The organism is Mycobacterium sp. 852014-52450_SCH5900713 (assembly GCF_001667075.1).
GTDB lineage: Bacteria > Actinomycetota > Actinomycetes > Mycobacteriales > Mycobacteriaceae > Mycobacterium.
Window position 1 is genome coordinate 96,098 of the sequence record NZ_LZIL01000031.1, and the last position, 25,228, is coordinate 121,325.

Annotated in this window: 22 protein-coding genes and 1 pseudogene; 12 read left to right on the forward strand and 11 right to left on the reverse strand. The window is 69.7% G+C overall.

Going from position 1 to position 25,228, the window contains the following annotated elements; translation table 11 throughout:
- Nucleotides 1-20: 20 nt before the first annotated feature.
- The 4 genes from A5773_RS07010 to dnaK are packed head-to-tail and all read right to left on the reverse strand — an operon-like array spanning nucleotide 21 to nucleotide 4,139.
- Nucleotides 21-404 (reverse strand): heat shock protein transcriptional repressor HspR, encoded by a 384-nt coding sequence (locus tag A5773_RS07010; RefSeq protein ID WP_067790280.1) that lies wholly within the window; start codon nucleotides 402-404, stop codon nucleotides 21-23.
- Entirely contained in the window at nucleotides 404-1,582 is a 1,179-nt protein-coding gene (dnaJ, locus tag A5773_RS07015; RefSeq protein WP_066947606.1) for a molecular chaperone DnaJ, read from the reverse strand. The genes A5773_RS07010 and dnaJ overlap by 1 nt, the downstream gene beginning before the upstream one ends.
- A gap of 53 nt (nucleotides 1,583-1,635) precedes the next feature.
- Complete coding sequence (grpE, locus tag A5773_RS07020; protein WP_066947603.1) at nucleotides 1,636-2,283, reverse strand: nucleotide exchange factor GrpE; 648 nt, start codon at nucleotides 2,281-2,283, stop codon at nucleotides 1,636-1,638.
- Nucleotides 2,280-4,139: a molecular chaperone DnaK gene (dnaK, locus tag A5773_RS07025; RefSeq protein WP_066947600.1), complete on the reverse strand. Its 1,860-nt coding sequence runs from the start codon at nucleotides 4,137-4,139 to the stop codon at nucleotides 2,280-2,282. Before dnaK ends, grpE begins: the two co-directional genes overlap by 4 nt.
- Nucleotides 4,140-4,422: 283 nt before the next feature.
- On the opposite strand from dnaK, the gene A5773_RS07030 reads away from it, so the two are divergent.
- On the forward strand, nucleotides 4,423-5,871 hold the full coding sequence (locus A5773_RS07030; protein WP_066947709.1) for an amino acid permease: 1,449 nt from the start codon (nucleotides 4,423-4,425) through the stop codon (nucleotides 5,869-5,871).
- Here the strand turns inward: A5773_RS07030 and A5773_RS07035 are convergent.
- The gene (locus A5773_RS07035; protein WP_066947597.1) at nucleotides 5,868-6,428 is read right to left on the reverse strand and encodes an NTP transferase domain-containing protein; all 561 of its coding nucleotides are present in this window, start codon (nucleotides 6,426-6,428) and stop codon (nucleotides 5,868-5,870) included. The two genes, A5773_RS07030 and A5773_RS07035, sit on opposite strands and share 4 nt — an antisense overlap.
- Before the next feature lie 69 nt (nucleotides 6,429-6,497).
- Here A5773_RS07035 and A5773_RS07040 point away from each other — a divergent pair, with 69 nt between their 5' ends.
- From A5773_RS07040 to A5773_RS07055, 4 genes are all read left to right on the forward strand, one after another.
- The gene (locus A5773_RS07040; RefSeq protein WP_066947706.1) at nucleotides 6,498-8,837 is read left to right on the forward strand and encodes a xanthine dehydrogenase family protein molybdopterin-binding subunit; all 2,340 of its coding nucleotides are present in this window, start codon (nucleotides 6,498-6,500) and stop codon (nucleotides 8,835-8,837) included.
- On the forward strand, nucleotides 8,834-9,718 hold the full coding sequence (locus A5773_RS07045; RefSeq protein WP_067790283.1) for a xanthine dehydrogenase family protein subunit M: 885 nt from the start codon (nucleotides 8,834-8,836) through the stop codon (nucleotides 9,716-9,718). Before A5773_RS07040 ends, A5773_RS07045 begins: the two co-directional genes overlap by 4 nt.
- Nucleotides 9,711-10,196 (forward strand): (2Fe-2S)-binding protein, encoded by a 486-nt coding sequence (locus A5773_RS07050; protein ID WP_067790286.1) that lies wholly within the window; start codon nucleotides 9,711-9,713, stop codon nucleotides 10,194-10,196. Before A5773_RS07045 ends, A5773_RS07050 begins: the two co-directional genes overlap by 8 nt.
- A gap of 149 nt (nucleotides 10,197-10,345) precedes the next feature.
- Nucleotides 10,346-10,894, forward strand: a complete 549-nt coding sequence (locus tag A5773_RS07055; RefSeq protein ID WP_369817333.1) for a hypothetical protein — start codon at nucleotides 10,346-10,348, stop codon at nucleotides 10,892-10,894.
- 13 nt (nucleotides 10,895-10,907) lie between these two features.
- On the opposite strand, the gene A5773_RS07060 is transcribed toward A5773_RS07055, so the two are convergent.
- Nucleotides 10,908-11,438, reverse strand: a complete 531-nt coding sequence (locus A5773_RS07060) for a DUF488 family protein (RefSeq protein WP_067790317.1) — start codon at nucleotides 11,436-11,438, stop codon at nucleotides 10,908-10,910.
- Between the two features lie 47 nt (nucleotides 11,439-11,485).
- On the opposite strand from A5773_RS07060, the pseudogene A5773_RS26745 reads away from it, so the two are divergent.
- The 7 genes and pseudogenes from A5773_RS26745 to A5773_RS07090 form a co-directional block, all read left to right on the forward strand.
- Nucleotides 11,486-12,163 (forward strand): annotated as a pseudogene (locus A5773_RS26745) (BadF/BadG/BcrA/BcrD ATPase family protein); the annotation flags it as partial.
- A 165-nt stretch (nucleotides 12,164-12,328) separates the two neighbouring features.
- Complete coding sequence (gene murQ / locus A5773_RS26750; RefSeq protein WP_067790320.1) at nucleotides 12,329-13,213, forward strand: N-acetylmuramic acid 6-phosphate etherase; 885 nt, start codon at nucleotides 12,329-12,331, stop codon at nucleotides 13,211-13,213.
- A gap of 46 nt (nucleotides 13,214-13,259) precedes the next feature.
- Nucleotides 13,260-13,778 (forward strand): hypothetical protein, encoded by a 519-nt coding sequence (locus A5773_RS07070; protein ID WP_067263865.1) that lies wholly within the window; start codon nucleotides 13,260-13,262, stop codon nucleotides 13,776-13,778.
- A 55-nt stretch (nucleotides 13,779-13,833) separates the two neighbouring features.
- On the forward strand, nucleotides 13,834-15,552 hold the full coding sequence (locus A5773_RS07075; RefSeq protein WP_067790292.1) for an Hsp70 family protein: 1,719 nt from the start codon (nucleotides 13,834-13,836) through the stop codon (nucleotides 15,550-15,552).
- Between the two features lie 184 nt (nucleotides 15,553-15,736).
- Nucleotides 15,737-18,706 carry a (Fe-S)-binding protein gene (locus tag A5773_RS07080; protein WP_067263871.1) on the forward strand — a complete coding sequence of 990 codons (2,970 nt, stop codon included), beginning with the start codon at nucleotides 15,737-15,739 and terminating at the stop codon, nucleotides 18,704-18,706.
- Between the two features lie 32 nt (nucleotides 18,707-18,738).
- The gene (locus tag A5773_RS07085; protein ID WP_066947575.1) at nucleotides 18,739-20,028 is read left to right on the forward strand and encodes a pyridoxal phosphate-dependent aminotransferase; all 1,290 of its coding nucleotides are present in this window, start codon (nucleotides 18,739-18,741) and stop codon (nucleotides 20,026-20,028) included.
- 26 nt (nucleotides 20,029-20,054) lie between these two features.
- A complete protein-coding gene (locus A5773_RS07090) occupies nucleotides 20,055-21,332 on the forward strand; it encodes a YibE/F family protein (protein WP_066947572.1) in 1,278 nt (425 codons plus the stop codon).
- Here A5773_RS07090 and rfbA read toward each other — a convergent pair.
- From rfbA to A5773_RS26240, 5 genes are all read right to left on the reverse strand, one after another.
- Nucleotides 21,274-22,149, reverse strand: coding sequence for a glucose-1-phosphate thymidylyltransferase RfbA (rfbA, locus tag A5773_RS07095; protein ID WP_066947569.1), 876 nt, complete (start codon nucleotides 22,147-22,149; stop codon nucleotides 21,274-21,276). The genes A5773_RS07090 and rfbA overlap by 59 nt on opposite strands.
- A gap of 22 nt (nucleotides 22,150-22,171) precedes the next feature.
- Nucleotides 22,172-22,546 (reverse strand): nuclear transport factor 2 family protein, encoded by a 375-nt coding sequence (locus A5773_RS07100; protein WP_067790295.1) that lies wholly within the window; start codon nucleotides 22,544-22,546, stop codon nucleotides 22,172-22,174.
- 36 nt (nucleotides 22,547-22,582) lie between these two features.
- Nucleotides 22,583-23,338: a maleylpyruvate isomerase family mycothiol-dependent enzyme gene (locus tag A5773_RS07105; RefSeq protein WP_067790323.1), complete on the reverse strand. Its 756-nt coding sequence runs from the start codon at nucleotides 23,336-23,338 to the stop codon at nucleotides 22,583-22,585.
- A gap of 97 nt (nucleotides 23,339-23,435) precedes the next feature.
- A complete protein-coding gene (locus tag A5773_RS07110; protein WP_066947563.1) occupies nucleotides 23,436-24,761 on the reverse strand; it encodes a UDP-glucose/GDP-mannose dehydrogenase family protein in 1,326 nt (441 codons plus the stop codon).
- Nucleotides 24,762-24,849: 88 nt separating this feature from the next.
- Nucleotides 24,850-25,228, reverse strand: a 379-nt coding sequence (locus tag A5773_RS26240; protein WP_232001813.1) for a hypothetical protein, incomplete at its 5' end; no start/stop codon positions are given.

Sequence of the window (25,228 nt, forward strand, 5' to 3'; positions counted from 1 at the left end):
ACTGTTACATGGACGAGCGGCTAACGCCCTCTGCGCGGCTGCCACACCACCACCGCGGTGCTCTTGGGCACCACCGCCAGATCGCGGCGCTGGCCGGCGCGCAGCTGTGCCAGCTCCTCGGTGAGTTCCTGCACACGCGCCTGCAGCGCCTCGACGTGATTGGTCAGCTCGATGATGCGCTTGATGCCGGCGAGGTTGACGCCCTCGTCCTGGGACAGCCGCTGCACCTCGCGCAGGAGGTTGACGTCGTGCTCCGAATAACGCCGTCCCCCACCGGAAGTGCGTTGCGGGCTGACCAGGCCGAGGCGATCGTAGGTACGCAGGGTCTGGGCGTGCATGCCGGCCAGCTCGGCGGCGACCGAGATCAGGAACGTCCGAGACTCGTCTCGTGAATTCTTGGCCATCAGCGATTACCCGCCCATCCCGCGCGTGGGTCAAACCCGCTGGCACGCTCGGCGGCCGCGTAAGCCTCCAGCGCCTCGGCGGCCGCGCCCTCCAGGTTCGGCGGCACGGCGACCTTCACCGTGACGAGCAGGTCCCCGTTACCGCCGCTGCGCTTGGGGACACCACGCCCACGCACCCGAAGGATGCGGCCGTCGGAGGTCCCCTTGGGTACCCGCACGCCCACCTTGCCGTCCAGCGTGGGCACCGAAATCGTAGAGCCCAAGGCCAATTCGGCGAAGCTGACGGGAACGGTCACGGTGAGGTCGTCACCGTCGCGCCCAAATACCTTGTCCGGCCGCACATGTACGGTCACGTACAGATCGCCCGACGGGGCCCCGCGCAGCCCGGCCTCGCCCTGCCCCGGCAGCCTGATGCGCTGCCCGTCCTCGACGCCGGGCGGGATGCGCACGTTGATGGTGCGGGTGCGGGTGGTGACCCCGGTGCCCTTGCACTCGTCACAGGGGTGCTCGATGATCGAGCCGCTGCCCCGGCAATCGGTGCAGGGTTCGGAGAAGCCGAACGCGCCCTGGTTTCGGTTGATCACGCCGGAACCGTTGCAGGTGGGGCACACCTTCGGGCTGGTGCCCGGACGTGCGCCGCTGCCATGGCAGTTCGTGCACGGCGCCGGGCTGGTCAGCCGCAGCGGCATCGCCACGCCCTTGGCGGCCTCGACGAAGTCCAGCTGCGTCTCGGTCTCCAAGTCGTTGCCGCGGCGCGGCCGGCTGGGACGGGCGCTTGCGCCGCGCCCGAACAAGCCGCCGAACAGGTCACCGATGTTGGCGCCACCGCTTCGGCCGGCGGCGTCGAACAGGTCGTTGAGGTTGAACTCGGCGCCGTCACCGCCAGCACCGAAGCCGCCGAAACCACCGGTGTCGAACCGGCGGCCGCCGAATCCGCCGCCTGCGAACAGGCGGCGGGTTTCGTCGTACTCCTTGCGCTTCGCCGGATCCGACAACACGTTGTGCGCTTCCGACACCGCCTTGAATCGCTCGCCGGCGGCGGGATTGTCGGGGTTGGCGTCCGGATGCAGGTCGCGCGCCAGCTTCCGGTAAGCGCGTTTGATCTCTTCGGGACTGGCGTCAGAGGAGACGCCCAGCTCCTTATAGAAGTCCTTTTCGACCCATTCTCGCTGGGCCATGTCGCGTCACCCCCTTCCACCTTTCTGTTCTGTTGTTGTGCTGATTGTGTGGTCTATTCACCGGATGCGCCGGGGTTATCGTCCGATTCGGCCGGCCCCGCCGCTGCGGCGCCGTCGTCCGGCACCGTGTCTGCGACTGTGTCAATGACACCCACCAGAGCGTGCCGCAGGACCTGCTCGCCCAGCTTGTAACCCTGCCGCATGACCGTGCCGATCACCGGCTTGGAGCCGTCGCCGCCGTCACCCTCGTGCTGCACGGCTTCGTGCAACACCGGGTCGAAGTCCTCGCCTTCCTCGCCGAACGCCACCAGACCGAGTCCGGTCAGGGCGCTGTCCAGCTTGTCGGCCACCGACTTCAGCGGGCCGGACTCCAGGTCGCCGTGCTTGCGCGCCCGCTCGAGATCGTCGAGCACGCCCAGCAATTGGCTGACGACGGCGGCCTTGGCGCGGTCCGCGGCGGCCTGCTGGTCGCGCAGCGCACGCTTGCGGTAGTTGGCGAAGTCGGCCTGGACCCGTTGCAGGTCGCCCAGCAATTCGGCGGCCTTGCCGGCCTCCTCGGGGCTTTCGCCCGCAAAATCCCCGGAGGACGACGTGCCCCCTCCCGGCTCTGGGCCGGGAGGGGCGTGGCGCACCTCACCCGTTTCGGGGTCGATCCGCCGCTTGTCGGTGACCGTTACCGGTTCCTGATTTCCGTCCGTCACTTGGACTCCCGGTCATCGTCGACCACCTCCGCGTCCACGACGTCGTCGGCCGAGCCCGACGGTCCGCCGGTTGCACCGGCCTCCGCGCCGCCCGCGGCCTGGGTGGCCTCGTAGATCGCCTGTCCGAGCGCCTGGGACTCCTGGCCCAGCTTCTCCATCGCCGCCTTGATCGCGGCGATGTCGGTGCCGCCCAGGGCCGTCTTGGCCTCGGCGATGGCGCCGTCGACCTTGGACAGCGTCTCCTCGGGAACCTTCGACCCGCCCTCGGCTTCGCGCTGCTCCTTGACGAACTTCTCCGTCTGGTAGACCAGCGATTCGGCCTGGTTGCGAACGTCGGCCTCCTCGCGACGCTGGCGGTCCTCCTCGGCGTGCGCCTCGGCGTCCTTGATCATCCGGTCGATCTCCTCCTTGGACAGGCCGGAGCCCTCCTGGATCTTGATCGTGTTCTCCTTGCCGGTGCCCTTGTCCTTGGCCGTGACGTGCACGATGCCGTTGGCGTCGATGTCGAAGGTGACCTCGATCTGCGGGACGCCGCGCGGAGCCGGCGGGATGCCGGTCAGCTCGAAGGAGCCGAGCAGCTTGTTGTGCGAAGCGATTTCGCGCTCACCCTGATAGACCTGGATCTGCACCGACGGCTGGTTGTCGTCGGCCGTGGTGAAGGTCTCCGACCGCTTGGTGGGGATCGTGGTGTTGCGCTCGATGAGCTTGGTCATCACGCCACCCTTGGTCTCGATGCCCAGGCTCAGCGGCGTAACGTCAAGCAGCAGAACATCTTTCACTTCACCCTTCAACACACCTGCCTGAAGAGCCGCTCCCACCGCCACAACTTCATCGGGGTTGACGCCCTTGTTGGGCTCCTTGCCGCCGGTCATCTCCTTGACCAGCTCGGACACCGCGGGCATGCGGGTGGAACCACCCACCAGCACCACGTGGTCGATCTCGGAGACCGAGATGCCGGCGTCCTTGATCACCGACTGGAACGGCTGACGGGTGCGGTCCAGCAGATCCTGTGTGATGCGCTGGAATTCGGCGCGGGTCAGCTGCTCGTCGAGGAATAGCGGGTTCTTGTCCGCGTCGACGGTGATGTAGGGCAGGTTGATCGAGGTGCCCTGCGAACTCGAGAGCTCGATCTTGGCCTTCTCGGCGGCCTCACGCAGCCGCTGCATCGCCATCTTGTCCTTGGTCAGGTCGATGCCGCTGGTGCCCTTGAACTTGTCGACGAGCCACTCGACGACCCGGTCGTCCCAGTCGTCGCCACCGAGGTGGTTGTCACCGCTGGTGGCACGGACCTCGACCACGCCCTCGCCGATCTCGAGCAGCGAGACGTCGAACGTGCCGCCACCGAGGTCGAAGACAAGGATGGTCTGTTCCTTCTCGCCCTTGTCCAGGCCGTAGGCCAGCGCGGCCGCGGTCGGCTCGTTGACGATGCGCAGCACGTTCAGGCCGGCGATCTGGCCGGCTTCCTTGGTCGCCTGGCGCTGGGCATCGTTGAAGTACGCCGGAACGGTGATGACGGCGTCGGTGATGTCCTCACCGAGGTACGCCTCCGCGTCGCGCTTCAACTTCATCAGCACACGCGCGCTGATCTCCTGCGCGGTGTATTTCTTGTCGTCGATCTCGATGGACCAGTCGGTGCCCATGTGCCGCTTGACCGAACGGATGGTGCGGTCGACGTTCGTCACCGCCTGGTTCTTGGCGGGCTGGCCGACGAGCACCTCGCCGTTGCGCGCGAACGCGACGATGGACGGGGTCGTCCGTGAGCCCTCGGAGTTGGCGACGACGACGGGGTCACCGCCCTCGAGAACTGCGACGACGGAGTTGGTGGTCCCGAGGTCGATACCGACCGCACGAGCCATAGTGATTCCTCCTGATTGAGTAGAGCCTTCTTGGTGCCACTATGCTGAGTGAACCCCGCTCAAGACTGCTCTTGGCGACACCGCGGTGTCAACCCAGCATTGAGTCTGGTTCGCTCAACTTCTTGATCATGCTAACGGCGCACCTCGCCGTCTTGTTCCCGGGGCACCGAAAAAGTGCGCGGCGACCAACGGCCCTCGAAGGACCGGCAGCCGCACAGCGAGGCCGGCGGCTCGCCGATGGGTTAACCTGAGCTTCCCTGGAGCCACCCCCGGCAGGAGCTTGATGGCACAGCTCGACAGCGCCGCCGCGCGGCTCACCCGCGAAGACGCGGGCTATCACAAGGGGCTCACGAACCGCCAGGTACAGATGATCGGCCTGGGCGGGGCCATCGGAACGGGTCTTTTCCTGGGCGCCGGCGGAAGGCTCGCGTCGGCGGGGCCGGGGCTGTTCCTGGTGTACGGGATCTGCGGCATCTTCGTGTTCTTGATCCTGCGCGCCCTCGGCGAACTCGTGCTGTACCGCCCTTCGTCGGGATCCTTCGTGTCCTATGCCCGGGAATTCTTCGGCGAGAAGGCCGCTTTCGCCGCGGGCTGGCTGTACTTCGTCAACTGGGCGATGACCGGGATCGTGGACACCACCGCGATCGCGCATTACTGCCACTACTGGACGGCGTTTCAGGCCGTCCCGCAGTGGACGCTGGCGTTGATCGCGTTGGTCATGGTGCTGGCGATGAACCTGATCTCGGTCAAGCTGTTCGGCGAGCTGGAATTCTGGGCCTCGCTGATCAAGGTGCTCGCCCTGGTGACGTTCCTCGTCGTCGGCATCGTCTTCCTGGTCGGCCGCTTCAAGGTCGACGGTCACGATCCCGGCGTGGCGCTGTGGGAGAGCCATGGCGGCCTCCTGCCGGCCGGCCTGCTGCCCCTGGTGCTCGTCACCTCGGGGGTGGTCTTCGCCTACGCCGCCGTCGAACTCGTCGGCATCGCGGCCGGCGAGACCGCGAACCCGCACAAGATCATGCCGCGCGCGATCAACTCGGTGGTGTTTCGCATCGCCATCTTCTACATCGGGTCGACGATCCTGCTGGCCCTGCTGCTGCCACACACCGCCTACCGGGACCACGTGAGCCCGTTCGTGACGTTCTTCTCGAAGGTCGGGTTCGGCGGGGCGGGCAGCGTGATGAACCTCGTCGTCCTGACCGCGGCGCTGTCCAGCCTGAATGCCGGGCTCTACTCCACCGGCCGCATCCTGCGGTCGATGGCGATCAACGGCAGCGGCCCGAAGTTCACCGCACCCATGACGAAGAACGGCGTGCCCTACGGCGGAATCCTCCTCACCGCCGTTGTCGGCCTCTTGGGCATCGTGCTCAACGCCGTCAAACCGAGCCAGGCGTTCGAAATCGTGCTTCACATCGCCGCCGTCGGCGTGGTGGTGGCCTGGGGCACGATCGTGGCGAGCCAGCTGCGGTTCTACCGGCTGTCGCGCGCCGGAACATTGCAACGGCCGCACTTCCGGATGCCGCTGGCGCCCTACAGCGGCTACCTGACGCTGGCCTTCCTGGCCGGCGTCCTGGTCCTGATGCTGTTGGACAAGGTCCAAGGCCCGTGGTTGCTCGGCGCGATGGCCCTCGGGATTCCGGGGCTGATCGGCGGCTGGTATCTGGTCCGCCATCGCGTGCGGGCCGCCGCCCAAGACGCCGCGCTGCCGGCCGCCGACCCATCCGCCGCGATCTAAGGCTCGTCGATGTCCTGACCGCCGGCGAGGTCCACGCAGTCGACGACCTCGACGTCGTGCCGGGTGCGCAGGTACGCCCCGGCGCCGCGATCACCGGAGATGTGCGACAGGACCTCGGGCCAGTGCCGGCGCGCGATCACCACCGGGTGGCCCGGTCGGTCACCGAACACGGCGCGCGCCAGCCCGCTGGGGGACGCGATCGCGCGGCCGAGCACCCGCGCCACCACGGTGGAACCGACGTCGGGGGTGTCGACGACGTGCAGCACGGCGTAATCCGCGCCCACGCGGCCGGCCTGCTCCAGGCCGGTGCGCACCGAGGCGCTCAACCCGTCGTGCCACCGCGGCGCGGTGACCGCGACAGCCCCGACCGGGGCGGGGACCTGGGCGGCGCCCAGTACGACGACGACGTCGGCGCAGCCCCCGGCGCGCAAGGCGTCGACCGCGGTCTGCAGCCAGCCCTCGACCAGCACCTTCGGCTTGCCATAGCGCCGCCCGGCGCCCGCGGCCAGCAGGACTCCGACGCTGTGTGGTGGAGAGGTCGACTCCGGTAACCCCACTCTCCTATGATGACATTGCACTTCTCCCAAAGCGATAACTTCGCTATGCACGGCATCGGATGGAGCGTGATGAGTCAGGACGTGCAAGGGCGAGCCGTCACCCCGGCGCCCCGGTACGCCGGCACCCGCGTCCAGCGGGTGGAGGACGGCCGGCTGCTGACCGGCCGCGGCAGCTTCGTCGACGACATCGCGCGGCCCGGCATGCTGCACGCCTGCTTCGTGCGCAGCCCGTTCGCGCGGGCGCGCATCAACGGCATCGACGCCTCGGCCGCGCTGGGGCTGCCCGGCGTGCGCGCGGTGTTCACCGCCGACGACCTCAACCCGGACGTGAAAGAGGCGTGGCACGCCGTCGCCGGCAAGGACATGCCGGACACCCCGCGGCCGCCGCTGGCCGCGGGCGAGGCCAAGTTCGTCGGCGACCCCGTCGCGCTCATCGTCGCCGAGAGCCGGTATGTCGCCGAGGACGCGCTGGAACTCGTCGACGTGGACTACGAGCCGCTGCCCGCGGTCAGCGACTTCACCCGGGCCCAGGACTCCGATGTGCTGGTGCACGACGCCTACCCGAACAACGTCGCCGGCGGGATGGGCGGGGCCCCGCCCGACGAAGAGCTGTTCGCCGACGCGCCGTGCGTCGTCAAAGAGCGCATCTATCAGCAGATCTACGCGCCGGTGCCGATCGAGACCCGCGGCCTGGTCGTCGAATGGACAGCCGCCACAGGAGAACTCACCATGTGGGCGTCCACCCAGACCCCACACGAACTGCGGGCGTTCTGCGCCCGCCTGTTAGGCATTGCGGCGCAACGTGTTCGGGTCATCATGCGCGACACCGGCGGCGGCTTCGGCCAGAAGGTCGTCCCGATGCGCGAGGACATGTGCATCATGCTGGCCGCGCGCAAGGTGCCGGCGGCGCTGAAGTGGATCGAGGACCGGCGCGAGAACCTGATGTCGGCCGGGCAGGCCCGGCACGTCGACGGCACCGCGCGCATGGCTTTCGACGCCGAGGGCAACATCGCGGCCGCGGACATCGACTTCGTCCAGGACATCGGCGCCTACCCCACGCCGTATCCGGTCCTGACGACGGCCGCCATCGGGATGTTCTTCCCGGGCCCCTACCGGGTGCCCAAGGCCAGCTTCAACTACAAGACGGTGTTCTCCAACACCAGCGGCCTGGCCGCCTATCGCGGCCCGTGGCAGTACGAGACGCTGGCGCGCGAGATCCTGCTCGACATCGCCGCCCGCAAGATGAACATCGACCCGGTGGAGCTGCGCCGCCGAAACCTGTTGCGCCGCGACGAGATGCCGTACGTCAACCCCAACGGCATGCCGTACGACCACGTCGCCCCGATCGAAACCTTCGAGCAGGCGGTGAAAATCCTTGACCACGAAGGGTTTCGCAAAGAGCAGGCCGAGGCGCTGGCGCGGGGCCGCTACCTGGGCCTTGGCTTCTCGGCCTACATCGAGCCGACCGGCGCCGCTACCGGCCACCTGGCCACCGAAGGCGCCACCATCCGTATGGAGCCGACCGGCAAGATCAACGTTTACGTCAACGGCGGCTCGAGCGGGAACAGCATCGAGACCACCGTCGTTCAGCTGACCGCCGATGCGCTGGGCGCCGACATCGACGACGTGGCCACCATCCAGGGCGACACCGCGGTCACCCCCTACGGGGCCGGCACGCAGGGCAGCCGCAGCGCGCCGATGACCGCGGGGGCGGTCAGCGAGGCGGGCGCCATCCTGCGCGAGAAGATCGTGGCGCTGGCCGCGCACCACCTCAAGGTAGCGGAATCGGAAGTGGAGCTTGGGTTTTCGGTGGCGAGCGTCCGCGGTGAGCCGGCCAAGTCGGTGTCGTTCGGCGAGCTGGCCTACGTGGCGTACTACTCGCCGCAGCAGCTGCCGCCGGGAATGTCGGCCAACCTGGAGGCGACCGCCCGGTTCAATTCGACCAACCCCATCCACTGGTCCAACGCGACGCACGCCTGCACCTGTGAGGTGGACGTGGCGACCGGCAAGGTGACGCTGCTGCGCTACATCGTCAGCGAGGACGTCGGGCCGATGATCAACCCGTCGGTCGTCGAGGGCCAGATCGCGGGCGGAACGGTGCAGGGCATCGGCGGTGCACTGATGGAGGACATGGTCTACGACGACGACGGCAACCCGCTGGCAACGACTTTCGTCGACTACCTGCTGCCCACGGCCACCGAGGTGCCGCCGATCGAATTCGGTCACGTCGAGATTCCCGGGCCGGGGCCCGGCGGCTACAAGGGCGCCGGCGAGGGCGGGGCGATCGGCTCGGTGCCGGCGGTGATCAACGCCATCAACGACGCGCTCGCACCGCTGGGTGTGACGATCACCCGGCTGCCGGCCAGCCCGGCGTCGATCGCCGCCCAGCTGGAACGGGGGAACCGGTGAAACCGTCCGCGTTCGAATACCACCGCCCCGACACCATCGACGACGCCGTGGGACTGCTGGCTGAGTTGGGGGACGACGCGAAAATCCTTGCCGGCGGCCAGAGCCTGGTGCCGATGCTGGCGATGCGGCTGGCCTACTTCGACCATCTGATCGACATCTCCCGGCTGCCCGAGCTGCAGGGCATCGAGCGCAGGGGCTCAGAAATGTGGATCGGCGCGGGCACCACCGAGACCACCGTCGGCGCCGACGAGCAAGTGCGCCAAGCGGTTCCGCTGTTGACCCGGGTGACGCCATTCGTCGGGCATTTCCAGATCCGCAACCGGGGCACCCTCGGCGGGTCGATCGCCCATGCCGACGCCGCGGGCGAATACCCGGCGGTCGCCCTGACCCTGGATGCGGTGATGGAGGTTCAGTCGCCACGCGGGCGGCGCGAGATCGCGGCCGCCGATTTCTTCGCCGGGGTGTGGGAGACCACCATGGATTCCGATGAGGTGCTGACCGGGGTGCGGTTCCCCGTGTGGGACGGCAGGTCCGGGTTCGCCGTCGAGGAATTCTCGCGCCGGCACGGCGATTTCGCGATTGCCGGCGCCCTGGTCGCCGTCCAGCTCGACGATCGCGACCGGGTGTCGCGCTGCGCGATCGGGCTGCTGGGCATGGGGTCCAAGGTCCGGCGCGCGACGGCGGCCGAGGCCGCCGCCGTGGGCAGGCCGGTCGGCGAGCTGGTGCCCGAGGAGATCGGCGAGGCCGCGATGAGCGGGCTCGACGACATTCCCAACGACCTGCAAGGGTCGGCGTCCTACCGGTTGAAGGTCGGCGCCACCATGGCCGCGCGCGCGTGGACAAAAGCGATAGCCGAAGCCCTGGGGGCCAGCAATGCGTGAACACCCAATCGAACTGTCCATCAACGGAACTGAAATCACGGCCGGGGTGGAACCCCGGATGACGCTGGCGGACTTCCTGCGGGACAAGTGCGGGCTGACCGGCACGCACCTGGGCTGCGAGCACGGGGCGTGCGGGGCGTGCACGGTGCTGGTCGACGGCGAGGCCGTGCGCTCGTGCCTGATGTTCGCGGTGCAGGCCGACGGGTCCGAGGTGACGACGGTCGAGGGCGTCGCCGCGCCGGACGGCACCCTGTCGCCCGTGCAATCGGCGCTGCGAGAGTGCCACGGGCTGCAATGCGGCTTCTGCACGCCAGGTTTCGTGATGTCGCTGACCGCGCTGCTGCGCGACAACCCCGACCCCAGCGACCACGAGATCCGGGAAGGCCTGTCGGGCAACTTCTGCCGGTGCACCGGCTACCAGGGCATCGTCGCGGCCGCCCGCCGCGCCGCCGAGACACAATCGGTCACGCAGCGGTAAAGCTTCACCATCGGGGCCGCATCGATAGGTGCGCGGTTACCGGGGGTTTCGTCACTTCGCGCGTAATCTGATTTCCCGATATTGCTGATAATCGGGAGTGGCGCGTGCGGTTTTCGCAAAGGGCACGGTGGGGCCTGGCCGGTGGATCCCTGCTGATCGCGCCGGTGCTGGTCAGTCCCGTGCTGATCGACGCCTGTTCGTCCACCGTCGCGGGGCGGCCCGTCGCCGCGCCGGGGGCGGGGCCGGTCGAGCCCACGTTCCCCACCCCCAGGCCCAGCGCGTCGTCGACGGCGCCCACCGCCAGCCCGGCCCCCGGCCTGCCGACGACACCGGCGAACCCGACCGCACCGGCTGGCGCCATCCCGCTCCCGCCCGACCAGAACGGTTACGTGTTCATCGAAACCAAGTCGGGCACCACGCGCTGCCAGATCAACAAGGCCACCGTCGGCTGCGAGGCGCCGTTCACCAACTCGCCCATGCAGGACGGCGAGCACGCCAACGGCGTCAGCGTGGACTCCGGCGGCAAGGTTCAGTGGGTGCTGGGAAACCTGGGCGCCATCCCCGCCGTCCAGATCGACTACAAGACCTACAACGCCGCGGGCTGGACGATCAACGCCACCGCCGACGGCACCCGTTTCACCAATGACCGCACCGGGCACGGCATGTTCGTCAGCGTCGACAAGGTCAACACGTTCTAAAGGCCGGAGCAACTCAGCCGTCCCATACCAGGTGGCCGTCGGGGCGGCGGCGAGCACCTTCGGCGGGGCGGTGAGGGCGCAGGCGGCCGTCCGGCATGAGGTGTTGCACCGGCACTGCGCGACCGAGCTCTGCCACGTCGGCGATCAGCCGCCGGTGGCAGCGCCACCAGACGCTCTCGCTGCACATCACCGCGGTGGTGCGCCGGGTGGCGTCGGCCAGGACCTCGTCCAGCGCCGCGTCGAACTCCGGGGTACGGGTGTATGCGGCGTACGCCCGGAATGCGGCCACCGTCCACCAGCTGTCCGGCTCGGGTTCTCCGGCCGCGATGTGACGCCGCCCGCCCAGGCGCGGCTCCCACCGGTAGTCGATGCCGTGTTGGGGCAGCCAGCTTTCCAGGGCCTCCCGACGCACGTCGGGATTCGTCCGACTGGCCGGATATCGCCGCACGTCCACCACCAGCGCAACTCCGGCGCCGGCAAGCAACTCCGCTAGCCGCTCACGGTCGGCTGTCCCGTGCCCCACGGTCAGCAACGCCCGCTCCACCACACCAGTCTGCCCGGCAGTCGACACCCGGCCCGGGCCGATAAAGGATGGGTGCGGTGATCCTCGCCGTCGACTTGGGTAAGACGTCGTGCCGGGCTTCGGCATGCGGCCGCAGGGCGGAGGGGCCGGGCGCGCCGGGGCTCGCGGCGCCGGGCGGTGTGCGGGCCGCGGAGGCGGCGATCCTGAACGTCGCACGCCAGTTCGGCGCAGTTGACGAGGTGATCGTCGGCGCCGCCGGGGCGGAGGCGGCTCCGGATGCGGCGCGCGCGCTGGGCGACGCGCTGCTGACCTCGCTTCGGGCGGAGCGCGTCGCGGTGACCAGCGACGCCGTGACCGCGCACGCCGGCGCCCTGAACGGACAGCCGGGCGTCGTGCTGATCGCGGGCACCGGCGTCGTGGCGCTCGCGATCGATGCGGAGGGTCGGTGGCGGCGCGCCGACGGCTGGGGCCCGTGGCTGGGCGACGAGGGCGGCGGCGCGTGGATCGGCGCCGCCGGGCTGCGCGCGGCGCTGCGCGCGCACGACGGCCGCGGCCCGTCCACCACGCTGCTCGACGCCGCCCGCGCCCGCTTCGGCGCGCCGCGGACCTGGCCCGCGCAGCTCACCGGCGCCGCCGCGCTCGCGTCCTTCGCACCCGACGTGCTTGCCGCGCAGGGCGACGCCGCCGCGCTGGCGATCGTCGGCGCGGCCGCCGAGGCGCTCGCCGCGACCGCTCGCGCGGCCGGGGACTTCCCGGTCGCGATGGTCGGCGGCCTGGCCGGGTACAAAGCGCTGCGGGAGAAGCTCGACCTCGTACCCGCCGTCGGCGACGCGCTCGACGGGGCGCTGCGGCTCGGGGTGATCCACGAACCGCAGGTGATCCGCGTGCAGGCGGCACCGAAAACCGCTGGCGTGCAAGGACTCGACGCGCTCGTAACCGAAGCCGTGCGACCGGACCTGCATGACCTGGACGCGCGGCCCATCGGGGAGGTCGTCGCGCTGCTCGTCGCCGCCGAAGGCGAGGCGCACGCCGCCGTGGCGGCGGCGGTCCCGCGGATCGCGGCGGCGGCCGAAGCGATCGCCGCGCGGCTCGAGCACGGGGGCCGCCTTGTCTACGCCGGTGCCGGAACTCCCGGGCGGCTCGGTGTGCTCGACGCGGCCGAGTGCGCGCCGACGTTCGACACCGACCTCGTGCGCGGTGTGATCGCCGGCGGCCCGGCGGCGCTGACCGAGGCGATCGAGGGTGCCGAAGACGCCTTTGAGCCAACCGATCTCGCCGACCTGACCGCCGCCGACGCGCTCGTTGGGATCACGGCGTCGGGCCGCACGCCGTATGTGCTGGGGGCCCTCGAGCACGCGCGCGCGGCGGGCGCGCTGACCGTCGCGATCGTCAACAACCCCGGCGGCGCGGCATCTGCCGATGTGGTGATCGAATTGCTCACCGGCCCTGAGGTTCTCGCCGGGTCCACCCGGCTGACCGCGGGAACGGCGCAGAAGGTCGTGCTCAACGCGCTCTCGACGAGCGTGATGATCGCGCTCGGCAAGGCGTACGGACCGCGGATGGTGGACGTGCGGCCGACCAGCGCGAAGCTGCGCCGCCGTGCGGTGCGCATCGTGCGCGACGCGGCCGGCGTCGACGAGGAGACCGCGGCCGCCGCACTGGCCGCCGCGGGCGGTCATGCCAAGACCGCGATCGTCGCGTTGCTCGCCGGCGTCGACGCGGCCGAGGCCGCCGCCCGGCTCGACCGGGCGCGGGGACGCGTCCGGGCCGCGCTCGGCAAGGTCGACACGTTCTGAAGGCGCGCTCAGGAGGCTGGCAGGTGGTGTCAGTACCATCGGTGCCGTGGCACGCAACGGCCCACCCGACGACTTCCACGAACAGGCGACCCGGCATGCCGACTACGGCGTCGCTGAGCAGCCGACCACCGGCGAACCCCCGGCGAACCCGCCCGGGGGGTTCGAGCAGCCCGAAGCGTTCGACGGCCTGGAGGCCGAACCCACCCCCTGGTACCGCAAGCCCCCGCTGCTCATCGCCTGGCTGGTGTTCGTCGCGATCCTGATCGCGCTGATCGTCTACGGCATCACCGAGCTGCTGCAGGGTGGACAAGGCACCAGCCCGTCCCCGAGCACCAGCCGCACGAGCACGACGACCACCACCACGGCGACGACCGCGCCGACCACCACCACGACGCCGACCACCAGCAGCGCCGGCGAGGCGCCGGCACAGCAGCCGACGCAGCAGCCCACGCGCCAGCCGAGTCAGCAGGAACCAACGCATAAGCATCACCTGCCGCAGGTGCCCTCGGTGATCACGATTCCGGGGGTGCCCACGGCGATCACGGTCCCGCCCGGCCTGCGCTGACCCCGTCGGCCGCTATGGTGAGGACCACCGGGCGATCGGAAGTGGGGTGCGGGGCATGAGCGAGTCGCTCGGGCTGTCGATTGGGGCGGCCAACCTGGTGGCTGCCCGCGCGGGCAGGCCGCCGGTGGTCCGCAGTGCCGTTTTGACGCTCTTCGAGCGCCGGCCGACCGAAGTTGGCCTGCCGGAGGAAAACCCGAATCTGACCGAAAACGGGATGGTGCTGCGCGGATTCGTCGAGCGCGTCGGCGACCGGTCCCCGCTGGTGGCTGCCGACGGGACGAAGTACCTCGGGGAGGTGCTGACGGTCGAGGCGATCGAGGCCATGGCGCGGACCGTCGGCTACGGCACCCCGATCACCATTGCCGTCCCCGCGTACTGGTCCGACGCCCAGTTCACCGCGTTGCGGGAGGAATTCTTCGCCCAGCCCGATCTCGCCCGCGGTGGCGTGGCGCCGGTGCTGGTGTCCGACGCCACCGCCGCGCTCGCGGCGCTGCGCGGCAGACCGGGATTCCCGTCCGCCGGGGTCGTCGCGCTGTGCGATTTCGGCGCCAGCGGCACCAGCGTCACCCTGATGGACGCCGGGTCCAACTTCACCCGCGTCGGCCCGACCGTGCGATCCGCCGATTTGTCCGGCGACGCGATCGATCAGCTCGTGCTCGGCAGCCTGCGAGCCTCCGACGACACCATGGCCGACCTGGGCAGCACCGTGCGGATCGGCTCGCAGAGCCGGCTGCTCGGTGAATGCCGGCGCGCCAAGGAGCAACTGTCGACCGCCGCGACGGCCTCCGTCGCGATTGCTCCGGGATCGACCGCGCAGCTGTCCCGCGCCGAGCTGGAGCAACTGATCTCCGAACCGCTGGACCGGTTCCTGGGCACCCTGGAAGAAGCCCTGCGCCGCAACGGGATTGCGAGGGGCAGGCTGGCCGCCGTGGCGGCGGTCGGCGGCGGCGCCGGCATCCCGCTGCTCGCCGCGCGGCTGTCGGAGCGTTTTCAGGTGCCGGTGCACACCCCACCGCAGCCCGCGGTCAGCGCGGCCATCGGAGCGTCGGCGCTCGGTGAACAGCAGACGTCGGCCGGGGTCCCGACCGCCGCGGGCGCCGTCGTGGAAACGCCGACCGAGATGGTCGGCAACGCCGGGATCGACATGACCCAGGCCGCGTCGGCCGCCCAGGCCACCGATGTGGACGGCGCCCTGGCCTGGTCCCAGGACGTCGACGGCGGCGACGAGCCGGTGCCCTACACCGGGCGCGACGCCACGGGCGAGTACTCCCGGGAGGCAACGGATTCGGGCTACGCGGACGGCGATCGCTACGCCGCGGAAGAGGGCCCGCTGCCCTGGTACAAACGCACCGCGCTGGTCCTGCTGGTGGCGGGGGCAGCCGCGGCGGTGCTGGTAGCCATCGTGTTGGCCCTGACCCTCGGCCGCCCCAAATCCCACCCGGTCAACACCACCCCGCCGAACACGCCGGCTCCCCCGCAAACGTCGCAAACCGTGACCATCACCCAGCCGAACGGCAGCACCACCGAGACGGTCCTCCCACCGCCACCGCCACCGCCGTCGTCGTCGTCGTCCGAGCAGCCGCCGACCACCACGACAACCGAGCCACCGACGACAACCACCACCACGACGCCGCCGCCGACCACCACGACGACGCCGGCCCCGCCGACGACTACCACCGCGCCGCCCACGACGTCGCAGGCGACCACCACGGCCGCACCCCCCACGACGACCCGGTTCCGGCCGCTGCTGCCGCCCTTCGTACCGCGGGGCTGACGCGGCCGGTCACGGCGATGAGGGTCACACCGGGCTCGCCAACAACGCAGGCCACGGACGCCGGCGGACTTCTAAGTTAGGGCAGCCTTTCTCGCGGCGAAAGCTGCGGAGATGTAACTATGAGCAGGGCTAAGCAGGCAAACAATTCGCAGGCTGAATCAAAGATGCATTGGGGAGACCTTCTGTGACCACGCAGATGCTGATCAGACTCATCGTGGGCATGGGCATGACGCTGGTCGTGGCCGCGCTCGCCGGACGACGGGTCCTGTGGCTGTTCAAGCTGATCACGTCCGGGAAGCCCGCTCCGGGGCACACCGACGAGCCCGGCAAGCGAATCTGGGCCGAGCTCTCCGAGGTCTTCGGGCAGCGTCGCCTGCTCAAGTGGTCGATCCCCGGCCTGGCCCACTTCTTCACCATGTGGGGCTTCTTCATCCTGCTCACGGTCTACATCGAGGCCTACGGTCTGCTGTTCCAGGACAACTTCCACATCCCGATCATCGGGCGCTGGGACGCGCTCGGCTTCCTGCAGGACTTCTTCGCGACCGCCGTCTTCCTCGGCATCACCACCTTCGCCATCATCCGGCTCATGCGCAGCCCGCGCGAGATCGGCCGCTCGTCACGGTTCTACGGCTCACACACCGGCGGCGCGTGGCTGGTGCTGTTCATGATCTTCAACGTCATCTGGACCTACGTCCTGGTCCGCGGGTCGGCGGTCAACAACGGCACGCTGCCCTACGGCAACGGCGCCTTCCTGTCGCAGCTCTTCGGGGCGATCCTGCGCCCGCTCGGCCAGCCGGCCAACGAGATCATCGAGACCACGGCCCTGCTGCTGCACATCGCCGTCATGCTGGGCTTCCTCATCATCGTGCTGCACTCCAAGCACCTGCACATCTTCACGGCGCCGATCAACGTCATCTTCAAGCGGCTGCCCGACGGGCTTGGCCCGCTGCTGCCGATCGAGGCCGACGGCAAGCCGATCGACTTCGAAAACCCGCCCGACGACGCCGAGTTCGGCCGCGGCAAGATCGAGGACTTCAGCTGGAAGGCCATGCTGGACTTCGCCACCTGCACCGAATGCGGTCGCTGCCAGTCGCAGTGCCCGGCCTGGAACACCGGCAAGCCGCTGTCTCCCAAGCTCGTCATCATGGACCTGCGCGACCACTGGATGGCCAAGGCGCCCTACATCCTCGGAGATAAGGAATCGCCCGCCGAGAACACGCCGGAAGGCGGGATCGGCGAGGAACTGGCCGGCGAGAAGCACGCCGAGGCGCACCACGTCCCCGAGTCGGGCTTCGGCCGCGTCATGGGCTCCGGCCCGGAGCAGGCCACCCGGCCGCTGGTCGGCACCGCCGAGCAGGGCGGCGTCATCGACCCCGACGTGCTGTGGTCCTGCGTGTCCTGCGGCGCGTGCGTCGAGCAGTGCCCGGTGGACATCGAGCACGTCGACCACATCATCGATATGCGCCGCTACCAGGTGATGATGGAATCGGAGTTTCCCTCGGAACTGTCGGTGCTGTTCAAGAACCTGGAAACCAAGTCCAACCCGTGGGGCCAGAACGCGTCCGACCGGACCAACTGGATCGACGAGGTGGACTTCGACGTTCCCGTCTACGGCGAGGACGTGGACAGCTTCGACGGCTTCGAGTATCTGTTCTGGGTCGGCTGCGCCGGCGCCTACGACGACAAGGCCAAGAAGACCACCAAGGCCGTCGCGGAACTGCTGGCCGTCGCCGGGGTGAAGTACCTGGTGCTGGGCACCGGCGAAACCTGCAACGGCGACTCCGCGCGCCGCTCGGGCAACGAGTTCCTCTTCCAGCAGCTGGCCGCCCAGGCCGTCGAGACCCTGGACGGGGTGTTCGAGGGCGTGGAGACCGTCGACCGCAAGATCGTCGTCACCTGCCCGCACTGCTTCAACACCCTGGGCCGCGAATACCGGCAGCTGGGTTCGAACTACTCGGTGCTGCACCACACCCAGCTGCTGAACCGGCTGATCCGCGACAACAAGCTGGTGCCGGTGACCCCCGTCTCCCAAGACATCACCTACCACGACCCCTGCTACCTGGGCCGGCACAACAAGGTCTACGAGGCGCCGCGCGAGCTGATCGGGGCCGCGGGTGCGACGCTCACCGAGATGCCGCGCCACGCCGAGCGCAGCTTCTGCTGCGGCGCCGGCGGCGCGCGGATGTGGATGGAAGAGCACATCGGCAAGCGGATCAACCACGAACGCGTCGACGAGGCACTGGCCACCGGGGCCGCCACCATCGCGACCGGCTGCCCGTTCTGCCGGGTGATGGTCACCGACGGCGTCAACGACCGGCAGGAAGAGGCCGGCCGCAGCGGGGTCGAGGTGCTCGACGTCGCCCAGGTGCTGCTCGGGTCCCTCGAGTACGACAAGGCGACGCTGCCGGAGAAGGGCACGGCCGCCAAGGAGGCCGAGAAGCGGGCGGCTCAGGCGCCCAAGGCCACCGCCACCGTCGAGGCACCGGCCAAGGAATCCGAGGAGGCACCCGCCGAGGCGGCCCCCAAGTCCGAGGCCGCGCCCGCGGCGCCCGTCAAGGGGCTGGGCATCGCCGGCGGTGCCAAGAAGCCCGGTAAGAAGGCGGCCGAGCCCGCCGCCGACGGCAAGGCCGAGGCCTCCGCGTCCGCAGCGCCCGCCGCGCCCGCCAAGGGGCTGGGCATCGCCGGCGGCGCCAAGAAGCCCGGCGCCAAGAAGGCGGCGCCGGCCCAGGCCGAAGCCAAGACGGAGGCGCCTGCTGCGCCTGCCGCCCCAGCCAAGGGATTGGGCATCGCCGCCGGGGCCAAACGACCCGGCGCCAAGAAAGCCGCGCCGGCCGCCGAGGCACCCAAGGCCGAGGCTCAGCCCGAACAAGCCGAGCCCAAGGCGGCCGCCGACGAAGGCAAGGCCGAGGACAAGGCGCCCGCGGCGCCGGTCAAGGGCCTGGGCATCGCCGCGGGCGCGAAACGACCCGGCGCCAAGAAGGCCGCGCCGGCCGCCGAGGCGCCCAAGGCCGAGGCCCAGCCCGAAGCAGCCGAGCCCGAGCCGGCGCCGAAAGCGGAGCCGGCAAAGGAGGCCGACGGCGAAGACGCACCGTCCGGCCCGCCGGTGAAGGGGCTGGGTATCGCGCGCGGGGCCCGTCCACCGGGTAAGCGCTGACCTGGGATTTTGCGGCTTGACAGCAAATTTCGGTGGACACAAGTGGCACCATTGATGACGTGACCACTCACCAGCTGCCCCTGAACGCGTCCGCGCACCACCGGCAGCGTGTCTTCGCGCAGTCGTCCAAGCTCCAGGGCGTCCTATACGAGATCCGCGGCCCGGTGCACCAGCACGCCGCGCGGCTGGAGGCCGAAGGGCACCGCATCCTCAAGCTCAACATCGGCAACCCGGCGCCGTTCGGCTTCGAGGCACCCGACGTGATCATGCGCGACATGATCCAGGCGCTGCCGTACGCGCAGGGCTACTCCGACTCGCAGGGCATCCTGCCCGCGCGCCGGGCGGTGGTCACCCGTTATGAGTTGGTCGAAGGCTTCCCCCGCTTCGACGTCGACGACGTCTACCTGGGCAACGGGTGCTCCGAGCTGATCACGATGACGCTGCAGGCCCTGCTCGACAACGGCGACGAGGTATTGATCCCGTCGCCGGACTACCCGCTGTGGACGGCGTCGACGTCGTTGGCCGGCGGCACGCCCGTGCACTACCTGTGCGACGAGACGCAGGCGTGGCAGCCCGACATCGCCGACCTGGAATCCAAGATCACCGAGCGCACCAAGGCGCTGGTCATCATCAACCCGAACAACCCGACCGGCGCGGTCTACAGCCGCGAGGTCCTCACCCAGATGGTGGAACTGGCGCGCAAGCACGAACTGCTGCTGCTCGCCGACGAGATCTACGACAAGATCCTCTACGACGACGCCAAGCACATCAACGTGGCCTCGCTGGCCCACGACGTGTTGTGCCTCACGTTCAACGGGCTGTCCAAGGCCTACCGGGTTGCCGGCTACCGCGCGGGCTGGCTGGCGATCACCGGCCCCAAGGACCATGCGGAGAGCTTCATCGAGGGCATCAACCTGCTGGCCAACATGCGGCTATGCCCCAACGTCCCGGCCCAGCACGGGATCCAGGTGGCCCTCGGTGGCCACCAGAGCATCGAAGACCTGGTGCTGCCCGGCGGGCGGCTGCTCGAGCAGCGCGACGTCGCCTGGGAGAAACTCAACGAGATTCCCGGTGTGTCCTGCGTCAAACCCGAGGGAGCGCTGTACGCCTTCCCCCGGCTGGACCCCGAGGTCTACGACATCACCGACGACGAACAGCTCGTCCTCGACCTGCTGCTGCAGGAGAAGATCCTGGTCACCCAGGGCACCGGATTCAATTGGCCGGCACCGGATCACCTGCGCATCGTGACGCTGCCGTGGGCCCGCGACCTGGCCGCGGCGATCGAGCGGCTGGGCAACTTCCTGGTCGGCTATCGCCAGTAAGCATCTTCGCAGCCGGCGCCTCTACGGTGGACCGGGTGACGCACTCGCACTCGCATTCACACAGCCTGTCCGGCCCCGCCCCGGTTGAGTCGCTGCCCGCCAGGATCGTCGTCGGGCTGCTGGTGGCGATCGGGGTGGCGGTCCTGGGTGGCGCCATCGCGCTGTGGCCCAGCCGGCAGCACGTCGCCATCCCCATGCCCTTCCAGAACGCGGCCGGCGGCGCCGTGAGCACGCAGGCCGGGCACGTGCTGTCCAGCGCCGTGGGTGACTGCGGCAGCCCGTCGGTCAGCCAGGTGCTCACCACCGCGCCCCAGCCGGCGCCGCCGGGCGCGGGCCGCTGCGTGCTGACCCAGGTGGCCATCGATTCCGGGCCCAACGCGGGCGCGAACACGTTGCTGGAGTCCTCCCCCGGTCCGGGCCAGCCGAAATTCGCGGTGGGAGACCGCATTCGCCTCGTCCGGCAGGTCGACGATCAAGGCGCCACCAGCTACGCCTTCTACGACTTCGAACGCGGCTGGTCGCTGGTCGCGCTGGCCATCGCGTTCGCGGTGGTGATCGTCGCCGTGGCGCGGTGGCGGGGACTGCTGGCGCTGGTGGGCATCGGGGTCGCGTTCGTGGTCCTGGTGGCGTTCTTGCTGCCTGCGTTGCGCGACGGCGCGCCCGCGGTTCCGGTGGCCCTGGTGGCCGCCGCGGCCATTCTGTACGCGGTCATCTATCTGGCGCACGGCGTGAGTCTACGGACCAGCGCCGCGCTGCTGGGCACTCTGACTTCGCTGCTGCTGGCCGCGGGATTGTCCTGGGCGGCAATACAATTGGCGCATTTGACCGGGTTGTCGGATGACCAGAACGCCACCGTCAGTGCGTACCTGGGCAACGTGTCGATCAGCGGCCTGCTGCTCGCCGGCTTCATCATCGGGTCGCTCGGCGTGCTCAACGATGTGACGGTGACGCAGGCGTCGACGGTGTTCGAGCTCGCCCACCTCGGTGGCTCGCGGCGCGCTATCTTCTTGGGCGCCATCCGAGTTGGACGCGACCACATCGCCAGCACGGTGTACACGCTGGTGCTGGCCTACGCCGGCAGCTCGCTGCCGTTGCTGCTGCTGTTCAGCGTGGCCAACCGCTCATTGACCGACGTGCTGACCAGCGAAAGTGTGGCCATCGAGATCGCGCGGTCGGCGGTAGGCGGCATCGCGCTGGCGCTGTCGGTGCCGCTGACGACGGCGATTGCCGCGGCGCTGGCAAAGCCTAGTGAAATCGGCTCCGCTCCAACAGATCCAGCAGATAGCCGCCGTATCCGGACTTGAGCAGCGTGTGGGCGCGCTCGGCCAACTGCTCGTCGGTGATCCAGCCCCGCTGCCATGCCACTTCCTCGGGGACGCTGACCTTCAGGCCCTGCCGCCGTTCCAGCGTCCGCACGAAGTCGCTGGCGTCCAGCAGGGAGTCGAACGTGCCGGTGTCGAGCCACGCCGTTCCGCGGGCCATCACCTCGACCGAGAGCTGGCCTCGGTTGAGATAGATCTGGTTGACCTCGGTGATCTCGTATTCACCGCGCGCCGATTTCTTCAGGCCTTTGGCGATCTCGATCACGTCGTTGTCGTAGAAGTACAAGCCCGGCACCGCGTAATTGGACTTCGGTGTCTTGGGTTTCTCCTCCAGTGACAGCGCCGTGCCGTCGTCACTGAACTCGACGACCCCATACTCCGACGGGTTGGCCACCCAGTACGCGAAAACCGCTCCGCCGCTGATGTTTTGGAAACGGCTCAGGCTCGTGCCCAGGCCCGGCCCGTAGAAGATGTTGTCGCCCAACACCAACGACACCGAGTCGTTGCCGATGTGGTCGGCGCCCAGGACAAAGGCCTGGGCCAGACCATCGGGACTTTGCTGCGTCACGTAGCTGATGTTGATCCCGAATTGCGAGCCGTCTCCCAGGAGCCGCTGAAAGCCCGCCGCGTCGTGCGGGGTGGTGATCACCAGAATGTCCCGGATCCCGGCCATCATCAGGGTGGACAGCGGGTAGTAGATCATCGGTTTGTCGTACACCGGAAGCAGCTGCTTGCTGATGCCCACGGTGATCGGATGCAGGCGAGTGCCCGAGCCGCCGGCCAAGATGATCCCGCGCATGAGTGGCTCCCCTATTCCACGCTTAGTTGACGAGGTCGTTTTCGGTGAGTTCGGTCGCCGCCAGCGCCGACGCCAGGTCGTCGTGCCGGAACACGGACGTGACGTGGTCGTGGACCACGCGGAACGCTGACGCGGCGGTGGTCACGGCCCCGGGATTGTCCGGGGCGCTGACCTTCTGTTCGACGACGACGACCCCGTCGTGCACGTACATCCGGCCGAGTTCGGCCGTCGCGTGGCGGGAGGCGGCCCACCCGCGCAGCGCCTCGTGCCCCTGCGCGGCCCCGTGCGCGTCGCCGATCTCGATGTCGTCGCTGGACAACGCGACCAGCGTTTCCAGGTCGGCGGAGTCGAGCGCGTCGTGCCATGCCAGGACGGTGGCGATCTCCGAAGTGGTCATGTGTTGCAAGTTACCGTGTGTGCCCCGCCGCCGTGGCTAGAGCGGGGTGCGGTCCAGCCAGTTCTGCCACACACCCTCGTCGCCGAACAACTCAATGCCCGTGTCGGCGAGCGGCACCCGGCGCAGGATGGCCAGCAGCAGCTCGGTCGCGCCGCCCCGCAAGGCCGCGGTGCCCTTGCCGTGCTCGTGTGACCAGGTGATCCGGCTCCCGTCGACACCGATGGTCCACTCGCCGGCTTCGCCGAGCCCGGGGTCGGTGGCATGCAGATGCAGGGTGTTACCGGCCTCGAGCGGGAGCGCCGCCCCTTCGCCGCCGGCCTGGATCGCGACGCGCTCGAGCCATTCGGTGATCGCGTCGGCGGCTACGTCGGCGTTCAGGGTGAATTCCGCGCCCAGCGCGATGGCCGCGTCGGCCCGATGCACCGCCACCTCGTGCAGGCGGCGGCGGATCCACCAGTTCGTGGGCCGGGCGCCGAGAAAGGTCCACACCGGCGTTTCCACCCCCGTCAGCTCGACTGCGTCGACCAGCCGCTGCGCGCCCCCGTGCAGCCAGGAGATCGCGTCGGCCGGTTCGGGTGGCGGCTTGCCGCCCTCGACGGAACGGGGGTCGAGGAACTCCTCGAGCCGGTCGCGCACGATCTGCGCCGCCCAGCGGTCGCCCCGGCCCACGTGGCGCAGGAGCTGGCCCAGGGTCCACCCCGGGCAGGTCGGCACGGGCCTGGACTGGTCGGCATCGCGGAAAAGCTCCGAAAATGCGCGGTTTTCTTCCAGGAATGCACCGGCGAAGTCCACGCGGGTCAGGCTACGCCTCCGCTGCGCGCCGAACGTCACGCTGGCGTGGCGTTCGCCGGTCAGCGCCACGCTGGCGTGACGCTCGCGGCAGGACCCCTCAGGGCCGCGGCGCCCCCAGCCGGAACAGCCGCCAGCCCGCCTGCTTCCAGCGGGCGGCATCGAGGCAATTGCGGCCGTCGACGATGACCCTGGCCCGCACGCGGTCGGCCAGGTCGGCGGGGTCGAGGTCGATGAATTGGCGCCACTCGGTGAGGACGAGCACCGCGTCGGCGCGATCACACGCCTCCTCGACCGAGACCGCGTAATTCAACGTCGGGAACAGCCGCTGCGCGTTGTCCAGCGCCTTGGGGTCGTACACGTTGACCGCGGCGCCGTTGAGCTGCAGCTGGCCCGCGACGTTGAGCGCGGGCGAGTCGCGCACGTCGTCGGATTCGGGCTTGAACGCCGCGCCGAGCACGGCGATATTCGCGCCAAGCAGCGACCCGCCGCAGGCCGCGCTGGCGAGCTCCACCATCCGGGTGCGCCGGCGCATGTTGATGCTGTCGACCTCGCGCAGGAAGGTCAGCGCCTGGTCGGCTCCCAGTTCGCCGGCGCGGGCCATGAAGGCGCGGATGTCTTTGGGCAGGCAGCCCCCGCCGAAACCCAGTCCGGCGTTGAGGAATTGGCGGCCGATGCGCGGGTCGTAGCCGAGCGCGTCGGCCAGCACGCTGACGTCGGCGCCCGCGGCCTCGCATACCTCGGAGATGGCGTTGATGAACGAAATCTTGGTCGCCAGAAAGGCGTTGGCGGAGACCTTGACCAGCTCCGCGGTCTGCAGGTCCGTCACCAGGAACGGCACGCCCTCGGCGAGCAGGGGGCCGTAGAGTTCGCGGACCGCCGCCTCGGCCCGCGTCGAATGCTGTTGCACGCCAAGCACGATGCGGTCCGGATGCAGGGTGTCGTGCACCGCGTAGCCCTCGCGCAGGAACTCGGGGTTCCAGGCGATCTCGACGTCGACCCCGCGTGGCGCCAACGCGGCCGCCCGGTTGTTCAGCTCGGCCGCGGTTCCCACCGGAACGGTTGATTTCCCCACAAGTACCGACGATGTCGTCAGCCGCGGCACCAGCGCGTCGATGACGGCGTAGACGTGGCGCAGGTCGGCGCCGTACTCGCCCTTCTTCTGTGGCGTACCGACCCCGAGGAAATGCACGTCGGCGAACTCGGCCGCCATGTCGTAGTCGGTGGTGAACCGCAGTCGCCCCGTCGCCAGGTTCTTCGTCAGCAGCTTGCGCAGGCCGGGCTCGTAGAAGGGAATGTCACCGCCGGCGAGCTTGGCGACCTTGCCGGGGTCGATGTCGACCCCGACGACCTCGTGTCCCAGTTCCGCCATTCCGACCGCGTGGGTGGCACCCAGGTAACCGGTGCCGAAGACGGTGCATCGCATGTAACCGGTATACGTCGCCGCGATGAGCTAACTGCATCGCCGCGCTAAGCGGGAGGCAAACGACAGGTGACAGGTGGCCCCGAACCGACTAGTGACGGCCGAACCCGCCGTGACCACCGCCGAAACCGCCGTGGCCGCCGCCGAACCCCGGAATGCCGGGGATCCCGCCGCCACCGCCGCCGCGCGGCCCGTCCTCACCGCCGCCATGACCGCCACCGAAGCCGCCGCCGGGCGGCCCGCCGATGACCGGTCCACCGATGCCCGGTATCGGCAGCGGAATCGGCACAGGAATGGGCGCCACCGCGGGTGGCGGTGCGGGAGCCGGCGCGACCGGAATCGGGGCAGGCGCCGGGGCCTCGGGAACCGGAACGGGAGCGGGCGCCGCCGGGGCCGGGGCGGGCACCTGGGCCTCGGGAGCGGGTGCCGGGGCCGCCGGAGCTGGGGCGCGGGGCGCGGGTGCGGGTGCG